We start from the raw sequence: 18,179 nt of genomic DNA, 5'->3' as shown, positions 1-18,179 counted from the left end.
CAAAATCCTCCTTAGCAAAAATTATTTATCCTAATTCTCGCCAAGGAGGATTGCTTTCATACTTATTTACACAACATTTTCCGCACTGTCCTCCTGGCTTTATAGTCAGGAGTTTTTTTAGTAACATATTAAGTCTATTAAGTCAGCGAGATTCTGCTTTTGCTTCTGTAGTTTGGATCGTTTTATCTTTAAGCAGTTCCTCAATCTTCGCCTCATCATATCCAAGCTTCTCTAAGATGTCTTTCGTATTCTCTCCAAGCTTAGGAGGTGCTTGTTTAACCTCTGCAGAGGAATTGCTTAACTCGAAAGGCAGCCGCGGTAGCTTGAAGTCTTTGATACTTGAATGCGGGACATTCTTCCACATATTAATTGCTTCTGTTTGCTCATCCTCTACAACTTCTGAAATCTTTTTCACCTTTGAACTTGGTACTCCTGCCTCTGCCAAAAGACGAACCCATTCATCAGCAGGCTTGGATTGAAGAATATTTTCAATAGCCACTCTTAAATTCTCACGGTTCTCAACTCGTTTGGGGTTAGTCTCATATCGCGGATCTGTAACCCATTCCTCTTTCCCAAGCACATTGCATAAGCGCCTGAATAAGGAATTATTCGATATTCCAATCATAACAGGTGCATCGCTGGCATAAAAAGCCCCGTATGGTGCAAAGGCAGTATGGCCGGCACCATTTTTCCTTGGTTCCTGTCCGGTTGCAAGCCAGGATAGCATATGGTAGCCCACCCAAAAAACGCCTGTTTCGTAAAGTGAAGTTGTGACCAATTGCCCCTCACCTGTTTTTTCTTTATGAAGGAGTGCAGAGATAATACCAATTGCTCCCCACATCGCACTTCCCTGGTCAAGAACCGAAACGGGCACCCTCGCAATCTCTGACCCTTCTGTTCCATTAATTCCGATAATGCCTGAATCTGCTTGGGCAATCGCATCATACCCGGATCTTTCACGCAAAGGTCCATCCTGTCCATAGGCAGACAAGGAACAATAAACAAGTGAAGGATTAACTTCTTTTAATTTTTCATATCCCAGTCCCATTTTCTCCGCTTTTTTATAACGGAAATTCTCTACAAACACATCAGCTTTTTCAACAAGATCATATACAATTCTTCTGCCTTTCTCCTGCTTAAGGTCAATAACAATAGAATTTTTATTTCGATTAATATGGAGAAAATATACTCCTTCTCCTTCCCAAAAGGGACCCATCCCCCTTGAGTCGTCTCCAGTAAACGGCCTTTCAATTTTAATGATTTCAGCACCTAAATCAGCGAGAATCATTGTTAAACTAGGCCCGGAAATGTTTGTCGTTACATCCACAACTGTTATACCTGTTAACGGTCCTGCCATCCTGGCTCCCCCTTTTTTAAAGAGAAGGCCCTTCTAATGGGACCCTCTGGTCTGAAATGATTAATAAGAACGCGGCAAACCAAGAACATGCTGTCCTACAAAGCTCACAACCAAATTATTTGAAATAGGCGCTACGATAAACAATCTTGCTTCCCTAAACTTTCTTTCAATATTGTATTCTTTCGCAAAGCCATATCCGCCATATGTGTCCATGGCTGCATTTGCGGCACGCCAAGTAGCTTCAGAAGCAAGGAATTTTGCCATATTTGCTTCTGCACCGCAATCGACTCCTGCATCAAACATATCTGCTGCTTTGTCCCTCATTAATTTTGCAGCCTGGATATCCATGTAACCTCTTGAAATCGGAAATTGAACACCTTGGTTCTGCCCGATTGGCCTGTTAAAAACAATACGCTCATTGGCATATTGAACGGATTTATCAACGAAATACATGCCATCCCCAATTGATTCAGAAGCTATTAAAATACGTTCTGCATTCATACCGCCCAATACATAACGGAATCCCTTGCCTTCTTCGCCAATCAAGTTCTCGACTGGAATTTCGGCCCCTTCAAAAAAGACTTCTGTTGTGGCATGATTGATCATGGTATCAATGGGACGAATATCTATCTTATCTGCCTGATCCTTCATATCAAGGATAAAAAGGCTTAGACCGTCCGTTTTCTTTTGCACCTGGTCTTTCGGTGTTGTTCTCGCCAGAAGCATCATTAAATCTGAATGCTCAGCACGGGAGGTCCAAATCTTTTGGCCATGTACGATATATTTGTCTCCCTTTCTCTCTGCAAATGTTTGAATGCTTGTGGTATCACTGCCTGCTGTTGGTTCAGTTATACCAAAAGCTTGAAGCCTCAATTCACCGCTTGCAATTTTAGGAAGAAATCTTTGCTTCTGCTCCTCATTGCCATGACGCAGTAATGCCCCCATCGTATACATTTGTGCATGGCAAGCTCCTGCATTTCCGCCAGAACGATTGATCTCCTCTAAAATGATACCTGCTTCTTTCATTCCTAACCCAGCTCCGCCATATTCTTCAGGAATGAGTACTGATAGCCAGCCCTCCTCAGTTAGGGCCTTTACAAATGCTGTCGGATAGGCATCTCTCTCATCTGTATCTCTCCAATATTCTTCAGGAAAGCGCTCACATAAAGTGCGAACGCTTTTTCGGATCATTTCGTGTTCAGTATTTTCCTTTGTTTTTGTCATTTTGATTACCTCCGATTTTTTCCATTTATTTAATGGTTAATGATTTTTTTACTTTCCTTTCCATTCCGGTGGACGTTTTTCATTAAAAGCATAAATGCCTTCCAATCGATCTTCAGAATTTGCACATTTGTAGTAAGCTTCCAGCTCGAGCACAAGCCCTGTTGCTAAATCTGTTTCCGTTCCTTTATTGACAGATTTCTTTAAAGCTTTAAGGGAAAGTGGCGCATTTGCAGCGATGCATTCTGCAAGTTTAACCGTTTCCTCTATCAGCGTTTCAGCAGAAAAAACATGATTGATCAATGCTAACTGCTTCCCTTCCTCAGCAGTCATTCGCTTACCTGTAAAAAGCATTTCCTTGGCCAAACCTATTGGGAGGATACGGGCAAGCAGCTGGGTGCCGCCGATACCAGGTATAAGGCCCAATTTCACCTCTGGAAGTCCCATCCCCGCTTGTGGTGCAGCTGTTCTAATATCACAGCTGAGCGCAATTTCCATTCCTCCTCCCAATGCATAGCCATTTACGGCGCCAATTACTGGATAAGGAAATTCACGGATTTTTTCAGTCACTTGTTCAAAATAATCATGCTGTTTTTTCCAATCTTTTTGCGACATTCCATTCCGCTCTTTTAGGTCAGCTCCAGCACAAAAACTTTTCGTGCCAGAACCTGTTATAATGAGAACCCTTACATTTTCGTCATATTTTAATTCATCCAGCGCTTCGATTAATTCCAATGCCATTTTTGTATTCAAGGCGTTCATGGAATCAGGACGGTTTAACGTCAATACAACAATGCCTTTCTGCTGATCCGGGTTTTCAATTTTTATTGTTTCATAGGTTTGCACTAACATCCAACTCATCCCTTCAAAAAATTAATATGAAATTTAGCTTGGCACCGGATATTTTCGGGAGCCCTTTCCTGCCTTTGCAACTTGCCCAGGCAAATCATGGTCAAGTATTTCTTTCAATTTATGAGAAGCTTGAATTAATTTATCCAGGTCAATGGACGTTTTAACACCCATCTCTTCCAGCATGTGTACAACATCTTCTGTACTAACATTTCCTGTTGCACCAGGAGCAAATGGGCAGCCTCCAATTCCGCCTATGGATGCATCATAAATCGTAATTCCCGCTTCCATTCCGGCCAGAACATTCGCAAGCCCCATGCCCCTTGTATTATGAAAATGGCAGCCAAATTCAAAGTTTCTCCATTCATTTACAGCTTCTTTTGTTAATTCATAAACCTGCTTAGGATTAGCCATACCAGTTGTATCTGCAAGTGTAATTCTTTTGATGTTATGTAAAAGGAGGGTGTCTAGTATTTTCATGATGCGTTGCTGGGGGACTGTCCCTTCAAATGGGCAGCCAAATGAAGTGGCAACGGTAACGTTTAATGCGATACCATTCTCAGATGCAAATTGGGATAAAACCTTAAAGCTATTCAGTGATTCTTCTGTTGTTTGGCGTACATTCTGCTGATTATGCGTATTACTTGCCGATAAGACATAATTAACAGACCTAACACCATTTTCTTTTGCGATTTCGAGTCCCTTTAAATTCGGGACAAGCGCAACAAGCTCCATCTCTTCTTCATATTGTTGGATATGGGAATAAAAATCCGAAGTATTCGCCATTTGGGGCACTAACTTTGGATGAACAAAAGAACCAAATTCAACTTCTGACACATTTGCCTCCCGGAATAGAGTAAAAACATCCATTTTTTCTTCAACACTTAAAACTTTTGACTCTAACTGAAGCCCATCTCTTAAACCCACTTCGTAAATAGTTACATCATTAACTAGCTTCATAGCATTCTATTCCTCCGTTCTTTTGTGGAAGTAACATTAACTTTATAATAGGATACTGTATCCAATCTGCAATTTCAATAATTATTATGAATATTCTAAAGAGTTTTTATAAAAATGATTAAAGTTAAGGTTTTGTTAAAGCTTAGTGTTGGATTTTGCACTGTTGGATTTTGCACCGTTGAATGGAACGGTTCGCGGGACTCTAGCTAGAGAATTAAGTTAAAGGGATACTACATAGGCATATGGCGCCAAGGAGTCTCCCTAACCAGCCTCGCCCGCAGTGAAATTTAACATACAAAAATAAAAATAAGAGCCCAAGGACTCTTATTTTTTAAAAGGTTCTTTATTTAGGTGCTGCCAACGAGCAAGACAAATATATATTAAAAGCAGGGTAGAATGAAAAAATTACTAACCAGTGCAGCTCAGTTGAGTTAGTCACTACTATAAAATCCCCTGTTTTATTTTATCAAATTTTATTAATCTTTTATCTCCACACCCGCCATTCCCTCAATAAATTTCGCAATCGCCGTATGATCCATCGCCCCTCCGCCTTGAGACTTTGCATACTGCCATATCTGAAAAACGGCACTGGAAATAAATGAAGGCACCTCTGCTCCTTCTGCTATGCCACTGGCAATAGTGAGATCCTTACACATTAAATCAATTGTAAAGCCCACATCAAATTTTCTCGATAATACTTGCTGAGGAAATTTGATTTCACTCGAGTGGCTTCTTCCGCTGCTCGTATTAATCACTTCTAACATCTTGGCAGGATTAAGACCTAATTTTGTCCCAATGGCCAGGACTTCTGCAGTAGCCGCTAGTGTAGTAGCACAAAGCATATTGTTTAGTGCTTTTATTGTATGGCCTGCTCCTAATTCTCCAACATGTGTCACATTAGACCCGATATCGTTTAATAAAGAATAAGCACCTAAGAATACAGCCTCATCCCCTCCAGCCATAATGGCAAGGGTTCCGTCTTCAGCTTTCTTAACTCCTTCGCTCACTGGAGCATCAAGCATGTGAATCCCATACTTAGAAAGTTCAAAGCCAATTTGTTTAGTAATTTCAGGTATTGAAGTTGTCATATCAATTAAAGTGCTGCCATCCAAGAATCCCGATAAAAGACCATCGGGCCCCAGGGCCACACTTTTCACTATTTCTGCGTTTGGCAGCACAGTTATAACGATTTCATTGTTTCTGGCCAGATCAGAAGGAGATTCATATGGAATGGCACCAATCGCTTCAAACGTTTGTAATAATTTCCGATCCAAATCATAAACTGATAATTTGTAACCCTTATTTAATAAATTTTTGGCAATTCTGCCGCCCAAGTTACCTAAACCTATTAATCCAACCTTCATGGACACCACCGCTCCCCATTTATTATGAAAGTGTCTTAGCCGGGCCCTGAGTTAAAAAGCAAAAATAGCTGTTGAAATATGGTTTACTGATTATCAACAAACTTCTCCAATACAGTCAAAGCCCGCTTTTCCTTTCGTTTTAAGCTTTCAAGTATTTTTGAGAGATCCTTCTCTTTTAAACCAGCCATTATTTCACTGTATTCCCTGATGGAATGGTCCATACTGGTTGGATAGGAAAGAGAAATATATCGAAATGGAATTAACTGGCTATTAATTCGCATATATAAATCTTCTAAAACTGTGTTTCCTGAGAAGACAAAGAAATCCTTTTGGAGCTCTTCCAGCAGGTCAAAACATTGCTTAACTTTATTGCCTTCAAGTGTCTCCTCCATTTTAATGATAAGATTTTCAATTTTTTTCAGCTGTACATCAGTTCGGGAATCCATCAGTTTAGTTAGGGCTATTTCTAATAACCTATAAACAACCTCATACAGATCAAGCAACTCTTTTTTTGTTCTTTTTTTTACAAAAACGCCTTTTCGGGGTACCCGTTCAACAATTCCGTCCTTTTCCAAAATAAATAACGCTTCGCGGATTGGAGCTCTGCTAGTGCCGAATTCTTTGGTTAGTTCTAATTCCAATAACCTGTCACCAGGTTTAAGGGCACCCCCTGATATTTTAATAGCAATCTCTTCAGAAATTCGCTGTGATAATGTTGTATTTTCAAAGCCCATTGTATAACATTCCTCACTTAAGACAATATGATTCCGGGAAGTTACAAACTATCCCATTTCTATGTAAATCATACCATCTTTAACTTCCACAGGGTAGGTTTTAACTTTTCTATTACTTATCCCAAAGAGTGCCTCCCCTGTTTTCAGACTAAACTCCCATCCATGCCAGGGACATCTCAGCACTTTTCCTTCAAGCCCAAACTCAAACTGTGAGGGCTTACTGGGAAGCATAGTTCCACAGACTGCACCCTCACATATTGGTGCCAGTTTATGAGGGCAAACATTTCTAACTGCATACACTTCCCCGTCTTCAAAAAAGATTCCAATTGATGTTCCATTTATTTCTGTAATGTGAGCCTTTCCTGCTGGAATACGGGCAAGTTCACCAATGCAAAATGCCATTCTTTTTTTACCTCCCTTTTATCTAGTAATTTGTAAGTTATTTAAATTAAATAGTTCAGCTGCATTATCATAAAATATTCGCTGCTTTACAGGCTCTGGCAGGGCAGTAAAAGTGTTGTCAGGAAAATCATTATCCCAGTGAGGATAATCCGTACTAAAAATTAGTGTTTTTTCAGCATGCATCATTTCGAAAATTTGCATAAGATATTTGCCTTTCTCAGGTTCCTCTACTGGTTGAGAAGTAAAGCGGACATGGTCTAACAAATATTTGCTAGGTTCTTTTTCAAGCCATGGTACTTCCTTTCGAAAATTACGCCAGTTTTGATCCATTCTCCACATTACAGAGGGAACCCAACTGTAACCAAACTCTGCTGCTAAAATTTTGAGCTTGGGGAATCGAACAAATACTCCTTCAAAGACCATACTTACCAAATTTCCATATGCGATCTGCGGAAAATCTGTGTGTCTCTCAATATAACTGGACGGCACTCCACCCGCCATAGCGACACTGGTTGAAAAGCCGCCTTCAGTTCCGGTAGGATGAATAAGTATAGGTAATCCTAACTCTTCTGCTGCTTCATAAATAGGATAATAATAGCTATTCCCCATCAAGATATTACACAATGGCATAAAGACAGCAACTACACCCTTTTCATGACCTATACGCCTAATTTCTTCTGCAGCTTTCAAAGGATCGTGAACTGCGATGCACATCGCCAACTTATAGCGTGAGTCTACTGTCAGCCATTCATTTAAAAAATAATCATTAAATGCCCGTGCTAAAGTAGTGGCTTCAATTGGGTTGGGATACACAACTATTTTTCCCGCCTGGACGGATGTTAGAATGGCATGTTCAATATTGTATCGGTCCAATAAAACTTCACTCATAAAGATTGGGTCCGATCCACCTGCACCTCCACCTGGCGGTTTTGCATCTAGTCTGATGGAGGTAGATTTTTCCAACGGGGGACGAAGCGGGTGGTCAGGTAATGTCAAACGGCCATCGAACACTTTTTGCATTGATTTACTTAAATATGGGAGCAAGCCTTTAATATCTCCGTTAATCCAAGGATGTACGTCCGCATCGATAATTTTGTTCCCTTTTTTTGCTTCCATGTTGTTCCTCCTAAATTTACGACATCAATAAAAGTATATTGTCGACAACCCAATGGTGAAATGAACCTTACTTCTCGGAATTACTGAGTAATATTCGGTTTAATAACGGCGGTTGGTCACTTTTATTAACAGAGAATTAGTTTCTTCTATTTATATAGCTTAAGAGAACCATCGTTTAATTTTCTTTATTACAATAGAATTCTACAGCATTTATTTTTATTTCATCTCGGGCAAAAGAATTAATTAAGGAAACCGTCGATGGCTTCAATGGAATTCCTTCATTTTCCCTTTTTTTCTTTAATTCAAATTCGATTTCCCCTGGCAAATATATTCTTTCATGTCCTTTTGCTGTCGGGGATTCCCTTAAGGTACGGCTTAAATAGGCAACTCTATTCTGGAAGTTACCCCCATTTCCAAACCTGTTTATATCGATTGCTCCAAATACATGTCCGCAGCCCCAGGCAGTCTGTTCATGGTTTTGCAGTTCACTTTCAGCAGGTCCTTTAGAAATTCCTCCAACTTCAAAAGAAAATAGCGCCCCGGTTAATGCCGCAGATAAAATCTCGTTAATAACAGCTATACCATAGCCTTTATACCCTCCTAAAGGCAATACAGTTCCTTCGACTGCTTCACGCGGGTCTGTTGTAGGTTCTCCATCTTTTGTGATGGCCCAGCCTTCAGGCAATGTTTCATTTTCCCGCGCCATCATTCTGATTCTGCCTCTGGCAGATACACTGCAGGCCATATCCAATACAATTGGAGGTTCATCACCGGCCGGTATAGCATAAGAAAATGGATTATTGCTTAGAAGTGCATCCTTTCCACCCCATGGAGCCATAACGGCAGGTCCATTTGTCGTGCAAAAACCAATTTGATGATGGTGCAGCGCTTTCATAGTATAATAGGCAGCAGGCCCAAAGTGGCTGCTATTTTTCACACCTACTATTCCTATCCCATATTTTTTTGCACGCTTGATAGCTGCATCCATTGCTATATCAGAAGCTAGAACTCCAAGACTCCCTTGCCCGTCAATAACTGTAATGGGTCCTTCGTCTATATCTTCATGTGTGACTTCCAACTCAAGGTGCCCCTTTAAAAAACCTCTTGCCCACCGAGGCAAATTTTGAACTCCGTGAGAGTGAACCCCTCTTAAATCAGCATCTACTAAAACGTCACTAACCAGCGATGAGTTTGCTTTATTTAACCCCACTTTTATAAATGCGTCATATGCAAATTTTCGGAGCGCTTCTGCACTTACGGTAATCATTGTATTCCCCCTTTTTAATCTGGGCTCAAACTTTCATAGAATCATATTTGTCATTAATAATTAGGTTTTCGTTTTTTTCAAGTGCAATACCCATGTTAAAAATTTCATATGGCGTTTTGCCTTGAAGCAGCAGCTCTTTTATTTCTTTTTCTCGTTCAGCTCTTTTTTGGGCTTTCTGTAAAACTTCTTCAGCTTGTTCAAGAGGTACAACGACAACTCCATCATCATCGGCAACGATGATGTCGCCAGGGTTGACCAAAACTCCTCCACAAACCGCTGGTACATTTATTCCCCCGATTTTTTCAACACTGCTGGTTTTTGAGGAAATTGATTTTGCCCAAACTGGAAATTGGTTATCAAGTATGGCCTTAACGTCTCTTACAGCACCATCAGCTACTACACCGGAGATTTTTCTGCCAATACCTGCGAGTGTCGCCATTTCTCCCCAAAGGGCATTATATGAATGAGTTCCGAGGAATGAAGTAACTAAAATATCTCCCGGTTGAGTAAGAGATAGTCCGAGGTGCATGGAAGGTTATCTCCTGGTGTATTAAATGCGGTAAAAGCGGATCCAGCAATTATCTGTCCTTTGCAGATAGGTGTAATGGAAGGATCCATTAGTGTTTCTTCAGCCATGGACTCGTATATCGTGGAGACACCCATTTCTTTAAATTGTGCAATGAGGCTTGGGTTTGCCCGTTCTATTTGAGAGTAAACTTTGCCGAAATTGGACATTTACATTTTTCCTCCTTTTTTTAACTGTTATTTGCTTATTGCATGCTCACTTTTCCGTGAAGAACTAGTACCTTTCCAGTGTATAAAACACATTATTACAAAAAAGCTTATACCAATAACATCTGTTATGTGACCAGGGAATAGCAATAATATTGCAGCTGCAAACGCTATAATTCTTTCAGTTATGTTAGCCTTGTTTATCAAAATCCCCATTGTGCCTACCGCTAAAATAATGACACCAGCAAGGGCTGTAGCAACACTTAAAATAATGTCTATCGGTTCTCCTTTCATTAAAAGAACCGGATCAAGAACAAACATAAACGGAATGATGAAAGCAGTTAAACCAATTTTCAAGCTATATATGGCTGTTTTCACCCAATCTCCTTTAGATATTCCGCAAGCAACGTATATTGCTGCACAAACCGGTGGAGTAATGGCAGATAATACAGCAAAATAAAGTAAAAACATATGTGCAGCGATACCTTCAATCCCCAGGTTTATCAATGCTGACCCGACAACAGAAGCTGATAGTACGTAGGCAGCCGGAGTAGGAGCTCCCATTCCTAAGATGATCGTAATAACCATTGCCAAAATTAAAGCCAAAAAGAGATTTCCTTGACTGAAGGACATGGTCACTAAAGAAAACTTCACTCCTAGTCCGCTTGTGTTAATTGTTGTCACTAGAGTCTGTGCAGCTGCTATTAGCATGACAATGGTCACCATGCTTTTTGCTCCGCTATCCAATCCGAAAATAATCCTTTTAATCGCTTCTATGAATTCCTTTTTCGATCTAACATTGCATATAAAATATAAAACGATTGTACCAATATACATCGTATATCCAGCTTTTCCTGCCGTGTATCCTGAAAATAACAATGCTACTAACAATATCAATGGAACAAATAAAGGAATAAATGTTCTCCAATTAAATGCCTGTTTCCAGGTCGGAATCTCTTCATCGGATAGACCAGTTAAATTATTTGCCCGAGCATAGAAATAGATTGATATCATAATAGATACAAAAAATAATAAAGCTGGTATCAATGCTGCAATCATAACATCCACGTAATTAAGAGCCAGTAATTCTGCCATTAGAAAAGCACTGGCACACATAACAGGAGGCATGATTTGTCCACCGGATGATGCAACTGATTCAACTGCCCCAGCAAAGTTTTTGTTGTAGCCAAGCCTTTTCATGAGAGGAATGGTGAAATTACCTGTTGTAGCCACATTTGCAACAGTGCTTCCATTGACGGAACCAAATAATGCACTTGTAACTGTTGCAAGTTGGGCAGCGCCGCCTCGCCACTTACCTGTTAACTTAGAACCTAAATCAAAAATAGTATTCCCTAGTCCTAAACTAAGAATTAAAGACCCATACAAAACGAAAATCACCAAGATATTTGCAGATATAGACATTAATTGTCCCCATATTCCCTGTGTACCCAATAAGAAGGTTTGCATTAGCCTTTCATAACCAATCCCAGCATGTCTCCATATTCCAGGGAAATAGGGGCCGAGGACAGCATATGTAATCCCGCAGATGACTAAAAAAGGAATAAACCAGCCTACTACTCTTCTGGCGCCTTCGAGAACAATCATTAACAGAATCGTTGCCATAATAATATCTGTAGTGTTATAAACTCCATGCTGTTCAATAATTCTTGGATAAATGGAAATAACATATACAGTAACAATACAAGCTAATAGAATGATTAAGAGATCAAGCCTTAAAAGCCATTTATTGTTTTTTAACTTAGAGGAACCTGAAAAAATAAGAAAACAGATAATAGTCGCACCAATTAAATGGAGAGAACGCTGAATAATGCCTGGCAAAGTCCCAAATCCCATCGTATAGATATGGAAAAGAGCCCATATTAGTCCTATTACGCCGACAAACACGAGGTATTTTTTTGAAAGATTACGGCTATTCTTTTTTATCTCGGATTCATCTTCAGTAAATAATTCCTCAAATTGGTTTACTAATTTTGACATAATAAACCTCCTTTCATAGTGACTTCCCTTGTAAAAAACCTCTTTTCTACAAGGGAAGAAAGGGACTATTTAGATAATTAGTTAACCTCTTTATATTCTGGCGGGATTAACTTGTCCGGAACTTCATAGCCATTTTCCTTTAAAAATTGGACAGTTCCTGCATGGAGAGGAATTGCTGAACCGAGCGTAAGTTCTGGTATATCAACATCAGCAGCTGCAGAGAATGAATTCAGCCAAATTTTTTTCCCTTCTTCAGACCACATAGCTTCCCACATTTTATATCCAGTCTCTTGGGAGACAGAGCTATCCAGAAGAATACTCATCGTAAATTGGACTGTTTGAATATCCTCATCAACTCCTTCATAGGAACCTGCAGGGATCGTATTTGTTCCGATATAAGGCAGTTTTTCCGTTATGCTTTTGATTTGATCTTCTGTTAAACCAAGCAGTTTAATTTTTTGCTCTGCTGCTGTTTTTTGGACATAAGAATCGGGAGGAGTTCCTGTCTTTGTTAAACCTACAATTCTGCGGTCGGCAAAAGCAGCTTGTGCATCTGACATGCTGCCAGCATAAGATTTGGGTTGAATACCGAGTGTTTCAAACACAGCAGTTGTCACTTTTTCAGTGGAGGTTCCGGCTCCGCCAAAAGAAAAGTCTTTTCCATTTAAGTCCTCAAAACTATTTACGTTAGCTGAATCTGAGACAATAAAGTTAAATGGTGATGGTACAAAATACCACAAGGCCCGGATATCTTCGTTTTTTATAACCTTAAAATCCCCTTCACCGAAATAAGTTTGGTAGTCACTTGGAGAAGTCCCCAAAGCCATCTTTCCTTCGCCTTTACTCAATCGCTGCATATTATCACTTGATCCGCCAGTTTCAACTACTGATACTTGAATTTCAGGATTTAATGTACTTATTGCATTTGCAATCCCTACATTGTAGCCATAATAGGAAGACGAACTATCTGTAGCAAACAAGCTAATGATTTCGCTCTTTCCATTGCCATTTTCTCCATCAACATTTACAGAACAGGCAACTAGAAGTCCCAGCGAAAATATAACTATGATGCTTTTTACAAATTTCATAAAATTTGTCCCTCCTTAATCTAAAATACTTACCCTGAAAAAATTTGACATTCCTCCTCTCTGTTCATGAGAATGATGGCCAATCAAAAGGGTGCTAAAATCAACATTTAGATTTAACACAGCCTAGTCAGAAAAAGAATTATAAAATTTTTAAAGCGTTTACAAATTCTTCAGAAGAAAAGCAATTAGATGAAAAATCACTTAGAAGCTAAATTTCAAAAAAGTAATTCAAAGGAAGGTTCATAAAGCAAACAGGCGGAAAAATATATTGTCGACAATATTTAATTTCAAACTAATATTATCATATATTTTAAATATTGTAAATATTACAAATATATTTATTGTATTTATAATGTCTATAGTGTTATCTGATTTCAAAATAAAAGACCGAATAAGAGATTTATTCGATCCCAACTTTTTTAATTTTGTTCGCAAATCCCATACTTCTGGCATTTCCTTGTCAATGTAGATGCGTCAACCCCAAGTTTTTTGGCTGCTTCTCTTAGACTTGAGCTTTGTTTTAACATGTCTTCAATAATATCCCGCTCAATGATTTGCATTTTTTCTTTTAAAGTATAGGTATCCTTACTGACTTTATCTGCAGCTATGTTTGATGGGAGGTCCTTAAATGTAATCGAATTTTCATCTGTCATGATAAAGATTCGTTCGATCACATTTTCAAGTTCACGGATATTCCCTGGCCAATGATAACTTTCAAGTATTTTTAATACGTCTGGAGATATTGTTTTCAGTGTACCATACCGGGAAGATAGTTTTTCTGTTGTCTTTATGATAAAAGGGATAATATCTTCTTTTCTTTCCCGTAATGGAGGAAGAGTAATTGGAAGTACATTTATTCGGTAGAATAAATCCTCCCTGAACTCTCCCTTTTCCATCATTTCTTTTAATGGACGGTTAGTGGCACATATAAGACGGAAACTTACCTTCATGGATTTTGTGCTTCCGAGCCGTGTTACTTCAAAATCCTGCAGCACCCTTAATAATTTTACCTGCAGCTTCAGGGGCAGCTCACCTACTTCATCCAAAAATAAGCTTCCATTTTCCGCAATTTCAATTAGTCCGGGCTTTCCTTTATCACTTGCTCCTGTAAAAGCCCCCTTTACATAGCCAAAAAGTTCAGATTCTAATAAATCACCTGGAATGGCCCCGCAGTTTACCTTAATAAAAGGGCTATCTCCCCCACTGCTTGTCTCATGTATAAGCCTTGCTAAAACTTCTTTGCCTGTACCAGATTCCCCCAATAATAAAACAGGAGAATCAGCTTTGGAAACTTTCGGTATCAAATTAAGTATTTGCTTCATTTGAGGGCTATTTCCAACAATTTTTTCACTTTTAATATGTTCTTTATATAAGCTTAGCTCTCTTAGATACCTTTCAGATCTTTCCTCGGCATCATTTAATTGATTTTCAAGCTGATTTAACTCAGATAAGTCCCTTGCTGTGATGACAATTCTAAAAAGCTTCCTGTCTTTATATACAGGTGTACCTGTAACTAAAACGTTTTTTCCGCTTCTGAACGTTTGAATTAATGAAACTACCTTTCGATCTCTCTTAACAATAACAGCTACAGCTTTAGAAATCGTTCCGTTCTTTTCTAGTTCAATACTTGTCTTGCCGATTAACTCATCTTCAGTAAGTCCAGTAATTCTTGTATAGGCAGAATTTAACCTGACACATCTCAGGTCAGAATCACATATATAAATTCCTTCCTGACATGCATGGATTGCTGCTTCTAGTTCAAGACAGTCTTCAAAATTATTATGATGCTTAATCTGTTCAGTCTCGATCATCACCGTTTAAAGCTCCCTTCTGCTGCAAAACAGAAATTGGTACTGCGGAAAAAGTAAAGGGAAACATAGAATAGATTCGAACTTATTAAAATAGAATTTATATTCAGTTAATGATCTATTTATTATATCAAAGAGAATATAGGAAGTCAGTGGGTTTTTGGCACGTGTCTTGCATATTTCAGACGACATTGAAATTTTATTTACCTTTTTGAATTTAGAATCCAACTATTGATAGTTTGATAGTTCAATCAAATTTCCGTCAGGGTCCCTAATATAAATTGAAATAATATTACCCATTGCCCCAGTTCTTTTTACAGGGCCTTCTTCAATTTTAACCTTGCAGCTCCGTATATGCTCTGCTGCCTCATGTATATTTACATTGGCAATGAAGCACAAATCTCCTGAGCCTGGCACTGGATTACGGGCCTTGGGTTCAAACTCACTGCCTTTTGGGTGCAGATTAATCTTTTGGCTGCCAAATTTTAAAGCTTTTCTGCCTTCCCCAAAGGTTATAACCTCCATTCCTAATACACCATTGTAAAATCGGCAAGACCGGTCAATGCTTTCCACTGTCAAAACAAAATGGTCCAATGAAACGATTTTCAAGAGATCTCCACCTTTATGTTTTTAAACAAAAAACAAAACCCCGAAAATCACTCAAAGGTTTTGTCTAATTGCCGGCTATTTGGTTATTGTCTGGTATGCTGATCATTAAATTGCTGTTTCCCTAATTGGTACCAATCTGCTCCATTGCTATCAATGATAACTACAGCCGGAAAATCTTCTACAGTTAATTTATAAATGGCTTCAGGCCCTAAATCCTCATAGGCGATGACTTCCATCGCTTTGATGGAGCGGGTGATTAAAGCTCCGGATCCGCCAATTGCAGCAAAATATACAGCTTTGTTTTTCTTCATACTATCAATTACTTCCTGACTGCGATATCCTTTGCCTATCATCCCTTTCAGTCCCCGATCAAGCAGCGATGGTGTATACTTATCCATTCTTCCGCTCGTAGTTGGACCGGCTGATCCTATAATCTGCCCTGGCTTAGCTGGGGTTGGGCCAACATAATAGATGGTTTGCCCCTTTATATCGAAAGGAAGGTCTTCGCCTTTTTCAAGGGCTTCTGACATTCTTTTATGGGCAGCATCTCTTGCGGTATAAATAGTTCCGCTGATCAGCACGCGCTCGCCTGCTTCTAAATTTTTCAAAATATTTTCTTCAATAGGGCTGGTAACTTTCGTCGCTGACAACTGAATCCCTCCTACAGTCTGACTTCTTTATGCCTGCTTGCATGGCAGTTTAAGTTTATTGCTACTGGCAATGCCGCAATGTGGCAAGGTTCTATCTCAATTTTTACATCAAGGGCAGTTGTATTTCCTCCCATGCCCTGCGGCCCAATGCCAAGTTTATTGATTTCTTCCATCAATTCATTTTCCAGCTGGGCAAGCTCAGGGCGTTCACTGCGGTGGCCAATAGGCCTGAATAATGATTTTTTGGCTAAATAGGCACACCTTTCAAAATTGCCTCCAATTCCTACTCCGACTACCAAGGGCGGACATGCGTTTGGTCCTGCCTTTGCAACTGTTTCAAGGATATACTTCTTAATGCCCTGGAGCCCATCGGATGGCTTTAACATCTTCAAACTGCTCATATTTTCACTGCCGCATCCCTTTGCGGACATGTGAATAATCATTTCATCACCTGGAATCATCTCAATATGAATGATGGAGGGAGTGTTATACCCTTTGCTTTTTTCCCGGGTAATAGGATGGTCAACGATTGAATGCCTGAGATACCCTTCTTCGTATCCTTTTTTAACCCCTTCATTGATCGCATCATAAATGCTTCCCCCGGATACTTGGCACTCCTGGCCAATTTCCACAATAAATACTGAGACGCCGGTGTCCTGGCACATAGGAACCCGCTCACTTTTGGCTATATCTGCGTTCTGGATCAGCTGCTCCAATATGTCTTTGCCTATTTCTGAATTTTCACTTTTTAAGGCTGTTTGAAAAGCCTCGACGACATCTTGGCCTAAGTCAAAATTTGCTTCCTGGCACATCTTTGCTACCTGTTCAACAATCTCCCCATAAGTAATGATTTTCATGTTACCTTCCCCCTTTTAAGGCATTTCAGCTTTTGAAGCTGCAGGAGTAAATTGGATGCTTGTTTTGTGAATTCGATTTTTGCCTTCCCATTCCTTCTTTTCTTCCTTGATATCCTGAAGTTTATGGGCTCCGCGGCTCTCTTTTCTTACTGATGCAGCAAAAGCAGATGCCCATGCCGATCGAACTTTGTCACGAAGCTGGAGAGTGTGAATGTTGTTTTCATTCTCCAAATTTATTGCGATAAGGTTTAATTCATCAGCAGCTTCTTTCAAGGAACGGGAGGTTCTTTCAATCCCCACTTTTTGCCACATAACTTCTTTTACTTTTTTAATGGTTTCAGATTCATCGATATTAGAAGAGTTATTTTTTAATTCATCTATTCCGAAATCCATAATGTCCGAAATGTCCCCCATTGATTTCTCCTGTACAGCCATCTTTCCCGCACGGCGGCCAAAAACAAGTGATTCTGTTAAGGAACCTCCGTTTAAACGATTAGCCCCATGAAATAAGTTCCATCAATCGGAATCCAACCTTTAATTTTCTTGAGGGCACTTAACATTCTTTCTCTATTAACAACGAGGTCCTTCTCAACCGGAAAGGTTTCCATTGGCTCTAAAATAATAGGCTGTTCCAGGCGATCAACCAATGCTGAACACGCTTGTCTGACTTTTCCGTTAATTTTCATGCTGCAAGCACCGCACACTTCTTCCAGGCAATTATACTCCCAAGCTACTGATCTAACTTTTTCTCCCTGTGTGTTAACTGGATTTTTCTGTATCTCCATTAACGCTGAAATGAAAGCCCATTAGTAAAGTGAAAAGTGGTACTGAGTACACCAGCCATATAAAAAATCATCATAAAAGGATTAGCAAGATGTTCGCTTACAAGCTGATGATTAACCTCAATTTTGCTGATAGCAGGAGTTATCCTAAGCGCCCAAACATGATAAATGACGAAAATAAAGGTAATAATTCCTGATACTCTTTGGAGCAAAAAACTTATATTCCGATTATATTTGTACACATGTGCATTTTGCTTTGATATGAAAGAAAGATTGATTCCGTAGACAGCATGAAAGAATAAAGGAATTGCTATAAATCCAATTTCAAGGTTAAAAAGAAATGGTAAACTAAGCATAAATTCAATATGTTCATCATATTTTCCCC

At 39.4% G+C, this 18,179-nt stretch carries 19 protein-coding genes and 1 pseudogene; all 20 read right to left on the bottom strand.

Annotated features, from left to right (window positions below; translation table 11 throughout):
- Positions 1-142: 142 nt before the first annotated feature.
- The 20 genes and pseudogenes from NCCP133_RS14090 to NCCP133_RS13995 all read right to left on the bottom strand — a co-directional run bounded on the left by NCCP133_RS14090 (position 143) and on the right by NCCP133_RS13995 (position 18,150).
- Positions 143-1,357 carry a CaiB/BaiF CoA transferase family protein gene (locus NCCP133_RS14090; protein WP_264805658.1) on the bottom strand — a complete coding sequence of 405 codons (1,215 nt, stop codon included), beginning with the start codon at positions 1,355-1,357 and terminating at the stop codon, positions 143-145.
- Between the two features lie 60 nt (positions 1,358-1,417).
- Positions 1,418-2,581: an acyl-CoA dehydrogenase family protein gene (locus tag NCCP133_RS14085; protein WP_264805657.1), complete on the bottom strand. Its 1,164-nt coding sequence runs from the start codon at positions 2,579-2,581 to the stop codon at positions 1,418-1,420.
- A gap of 48 nt (positions 2,582-2,629) precedes the next feature.
- On the bottom strand, positions 2,630-3,430 hold the full coding sequence (locus NCCP133_RS14080; RefSeq protein WP_264805656.1) for an enoyl-CoA hydratase/isomerase family protein: 801 nt from the start codon (positions 3,428-3,430) through the stop codon (positions 2,630-2,632).
- A 33-nt stretch (positions 3,431-3,463) separates the two neighbouring features.
- A complete protein-coding gene (locus NCCP133_RS14075; protein ID WP_264805655.1) occupies positions 3,464-4,387 on the bottom strand; it encodes a hydroxymethylglutaryl-CoA lyase in 924 nt (307 codons plus the stop codon).
- Between the two features lie 476 nt (positions 4,388-4,863).
- Entirely contained in the window at positions 4,864-5,751 is an 888-nt protein-coding gene (locus tag NCCP133_RS14070; RefSeq protein ID WP_264805654.1) for an NAD(P)-dependent oxidoreductase, read from the bottom strand.
- An 83-nt stretch (positions 5,752-5,834) separates the two neighbouring features.
- Positions 5,835-6,485: a GntR family transcriptional regulator gene (locus NCCP133_RS14065; protein ID WP_264805653.1), complete on the bottom strand. Its 651-nt coding sequence runs from the start codon at positions 6,483-6,485 to the stop codon at positions 5,835-5,837.
- Between the two features lie 48 nt (positions 6,486-6,533).
- Positions 6,534-6,887, bottom strand: a complete 354-nt coding sequence (locus NCCP133_RS14060) for a Rieske (2Fe-2S) protein (RefSeq protein WP_264805652.1) — start codon at positions 6,885-6,887, stop codon at positions 6,534-6,536.
- An 18-nt stretch (positions 6,888-6,905) separates the two neighbouring features.
- A complete protein-coding gene (locus tag NCCP133_RS14055) occupies positions 6,906-8,003 on the bottom strand; it encodes an amidohydrolase family protein (protein WP_264805651.1) in 1,098 nt (365 codons plus the stop codon).
- Between the two features lie 175 nt (positions 8,004-8,178).
- The gene (locus NCCP133_RS14050; protein WP_264805649.1) at positions 8,179-9,270 is read right to left on the bottom strand and encodes an Ldh family oxidoreductase; all 1,092 of its coding nucleotides are present in this window, start codon (positions 9,268-9,270) and stop codon (positions 8,179-8,181) included.
- 25 nt (positions 9,271-9,295) lie between these two features.
- On the bottom strand, positions 9,296-9,799 hold the full coding sequence (locus tag NCCP133_RS14045) for an RraA family protein (RefSeq protein WP_264805648.1): 504 nt from the start codon (positions 9,797-9,799) through the stop codon (positions 9,296-9,298).
- Positions 9,757-10,005, bottom strand: a complete 249-nt coding sequence (locus tag NCCP133_RS14040; protein WP_264805647.1) for a hypothetical protein — start codon at positions 10,003-10,005, stop codon at positions 9,757-9,759. Before NCCP133_RS14040 ends, NCCP133_RS14045 begins: the two co-directional genes overlap by 43 nt.
- 27 nt (positions 10,006-10,032) lie before the next feature.
- Positions 10,033-12,000, bottom strand: coding sequence for a TRAP transporter permease (locus tag NCCP133_RS14035; RefSeq protein ID WP_264805646.1), 1,968 nt, complete (start codon positions 11,998-12,000; stop codon positions 10,033-10,035).
- A gap of 77 nt (positions 12,001-12,077) precedes the next feature.
- Positions 12,078-13,088, bottom strand: a complete 1,011-nt coding sequence (locus tag NCCP133_RS14030) for a TAXI family TRAP transporter solute-binding subunit (protein ID WP_264805645.1) — start codon at positions 13,086-13,088, stop codon at positions 12,078-12,080.
- Positions 13,089-13,507: 419 nt separating this feature from the next.
- Positions 13,508-14,899, bottom strand: a complete 1,392-nt coding sequence (locus NCCP133_RS14025) for a sigma-54 interaction domain-containing protein (protein WP_264805665.1) — start codon at positions 14,897-14,899, stop codon at positions 13,508-13,510.
- Positions 14,900-15,124: 225 nt separating this feature from the next.
- Positions 15,125-15,505, bottom strand: a complete 381-nt coding sequence (locus NCCP133_RS14020; protein WP_264805644.1) for a VOC family protein — start codon at positions 15,503-15,505, stop codon at positions 15,125-15,127.
- 83 nt (positions 15,506-15,588) lie between these two features.
- A complete protein-coding gene (locus NCCP133_RS14015) occupies positions 15,589-16,155 on the bottom strand; it encodes a Fe-S-containing hydro-lyase (RefSeq protein ID WP_264805643.1) in 567 nt (188 codons plus the stop codon).
- An 11-nt stretch (positions 16,156-16,166) separates the two neighbouring features.
- On the bottom strand, positions 16,167-17,012 hold the full coding sequence (locus tag NCCP133_RS14010) for a fumarate hydratase (protein WP_264805642.1): 846 nt from the start codon (positions 17,010-17,012) through the stop codon (positions 16,167-16,169).
- A 15-nt stretch (positions 17,013-17,027) separates the two neighbouring features.
- Positions 17,028-17,426 carry a hypothetical protein gene (locus NCCP133_RS14005; RefSeq protein WP_264805641.1) on the bottom strand — a complete coding sequence of 133 codons (399 nt, stop codon included), beginning with the start codon at positions 17,424-17,426 and terminating at the stop codon, positions 17,028-17,030.
- A gap of 83 nt (positions 17,427-17,509) precedes the next feature.
- Positions 17,510-17,809 (bottom strand): annotated as a pseudogene (locus NCCP133_RS14000) (2Fe-2S iron-sulfur cluster-binding protein); the annotation flags it as partial.
- Complete coding sequence (locus tag NCCP133_RS13995) at positions 17,797-18,150, bottom strand: hypothetical protein (protein WP_264805664.1); 354 nt, start codon at positions 18,148-18,150, stop codon at positions 17,797-17,799. The pseudogene NCCP133_RS14000 and the gene NCCP133_RS13995, both read right to left, overlap by 13 nt.
- Between the last annotated feature and the right edge of the window lie 29 nt (positions 18,151-18,179).

The organism is Cytobacillus sp. NCCP-133, assembly GCF_026011715.1.
Taxonomy (GTDB): domain Bacteria; phylum Bacillota; class Bacilli; order Bacillales; family Cytobacillaceae; genus Cytobacillus.
This window is presented reverse-complemented; position numbering and strand designations above follow the sequence as displayed.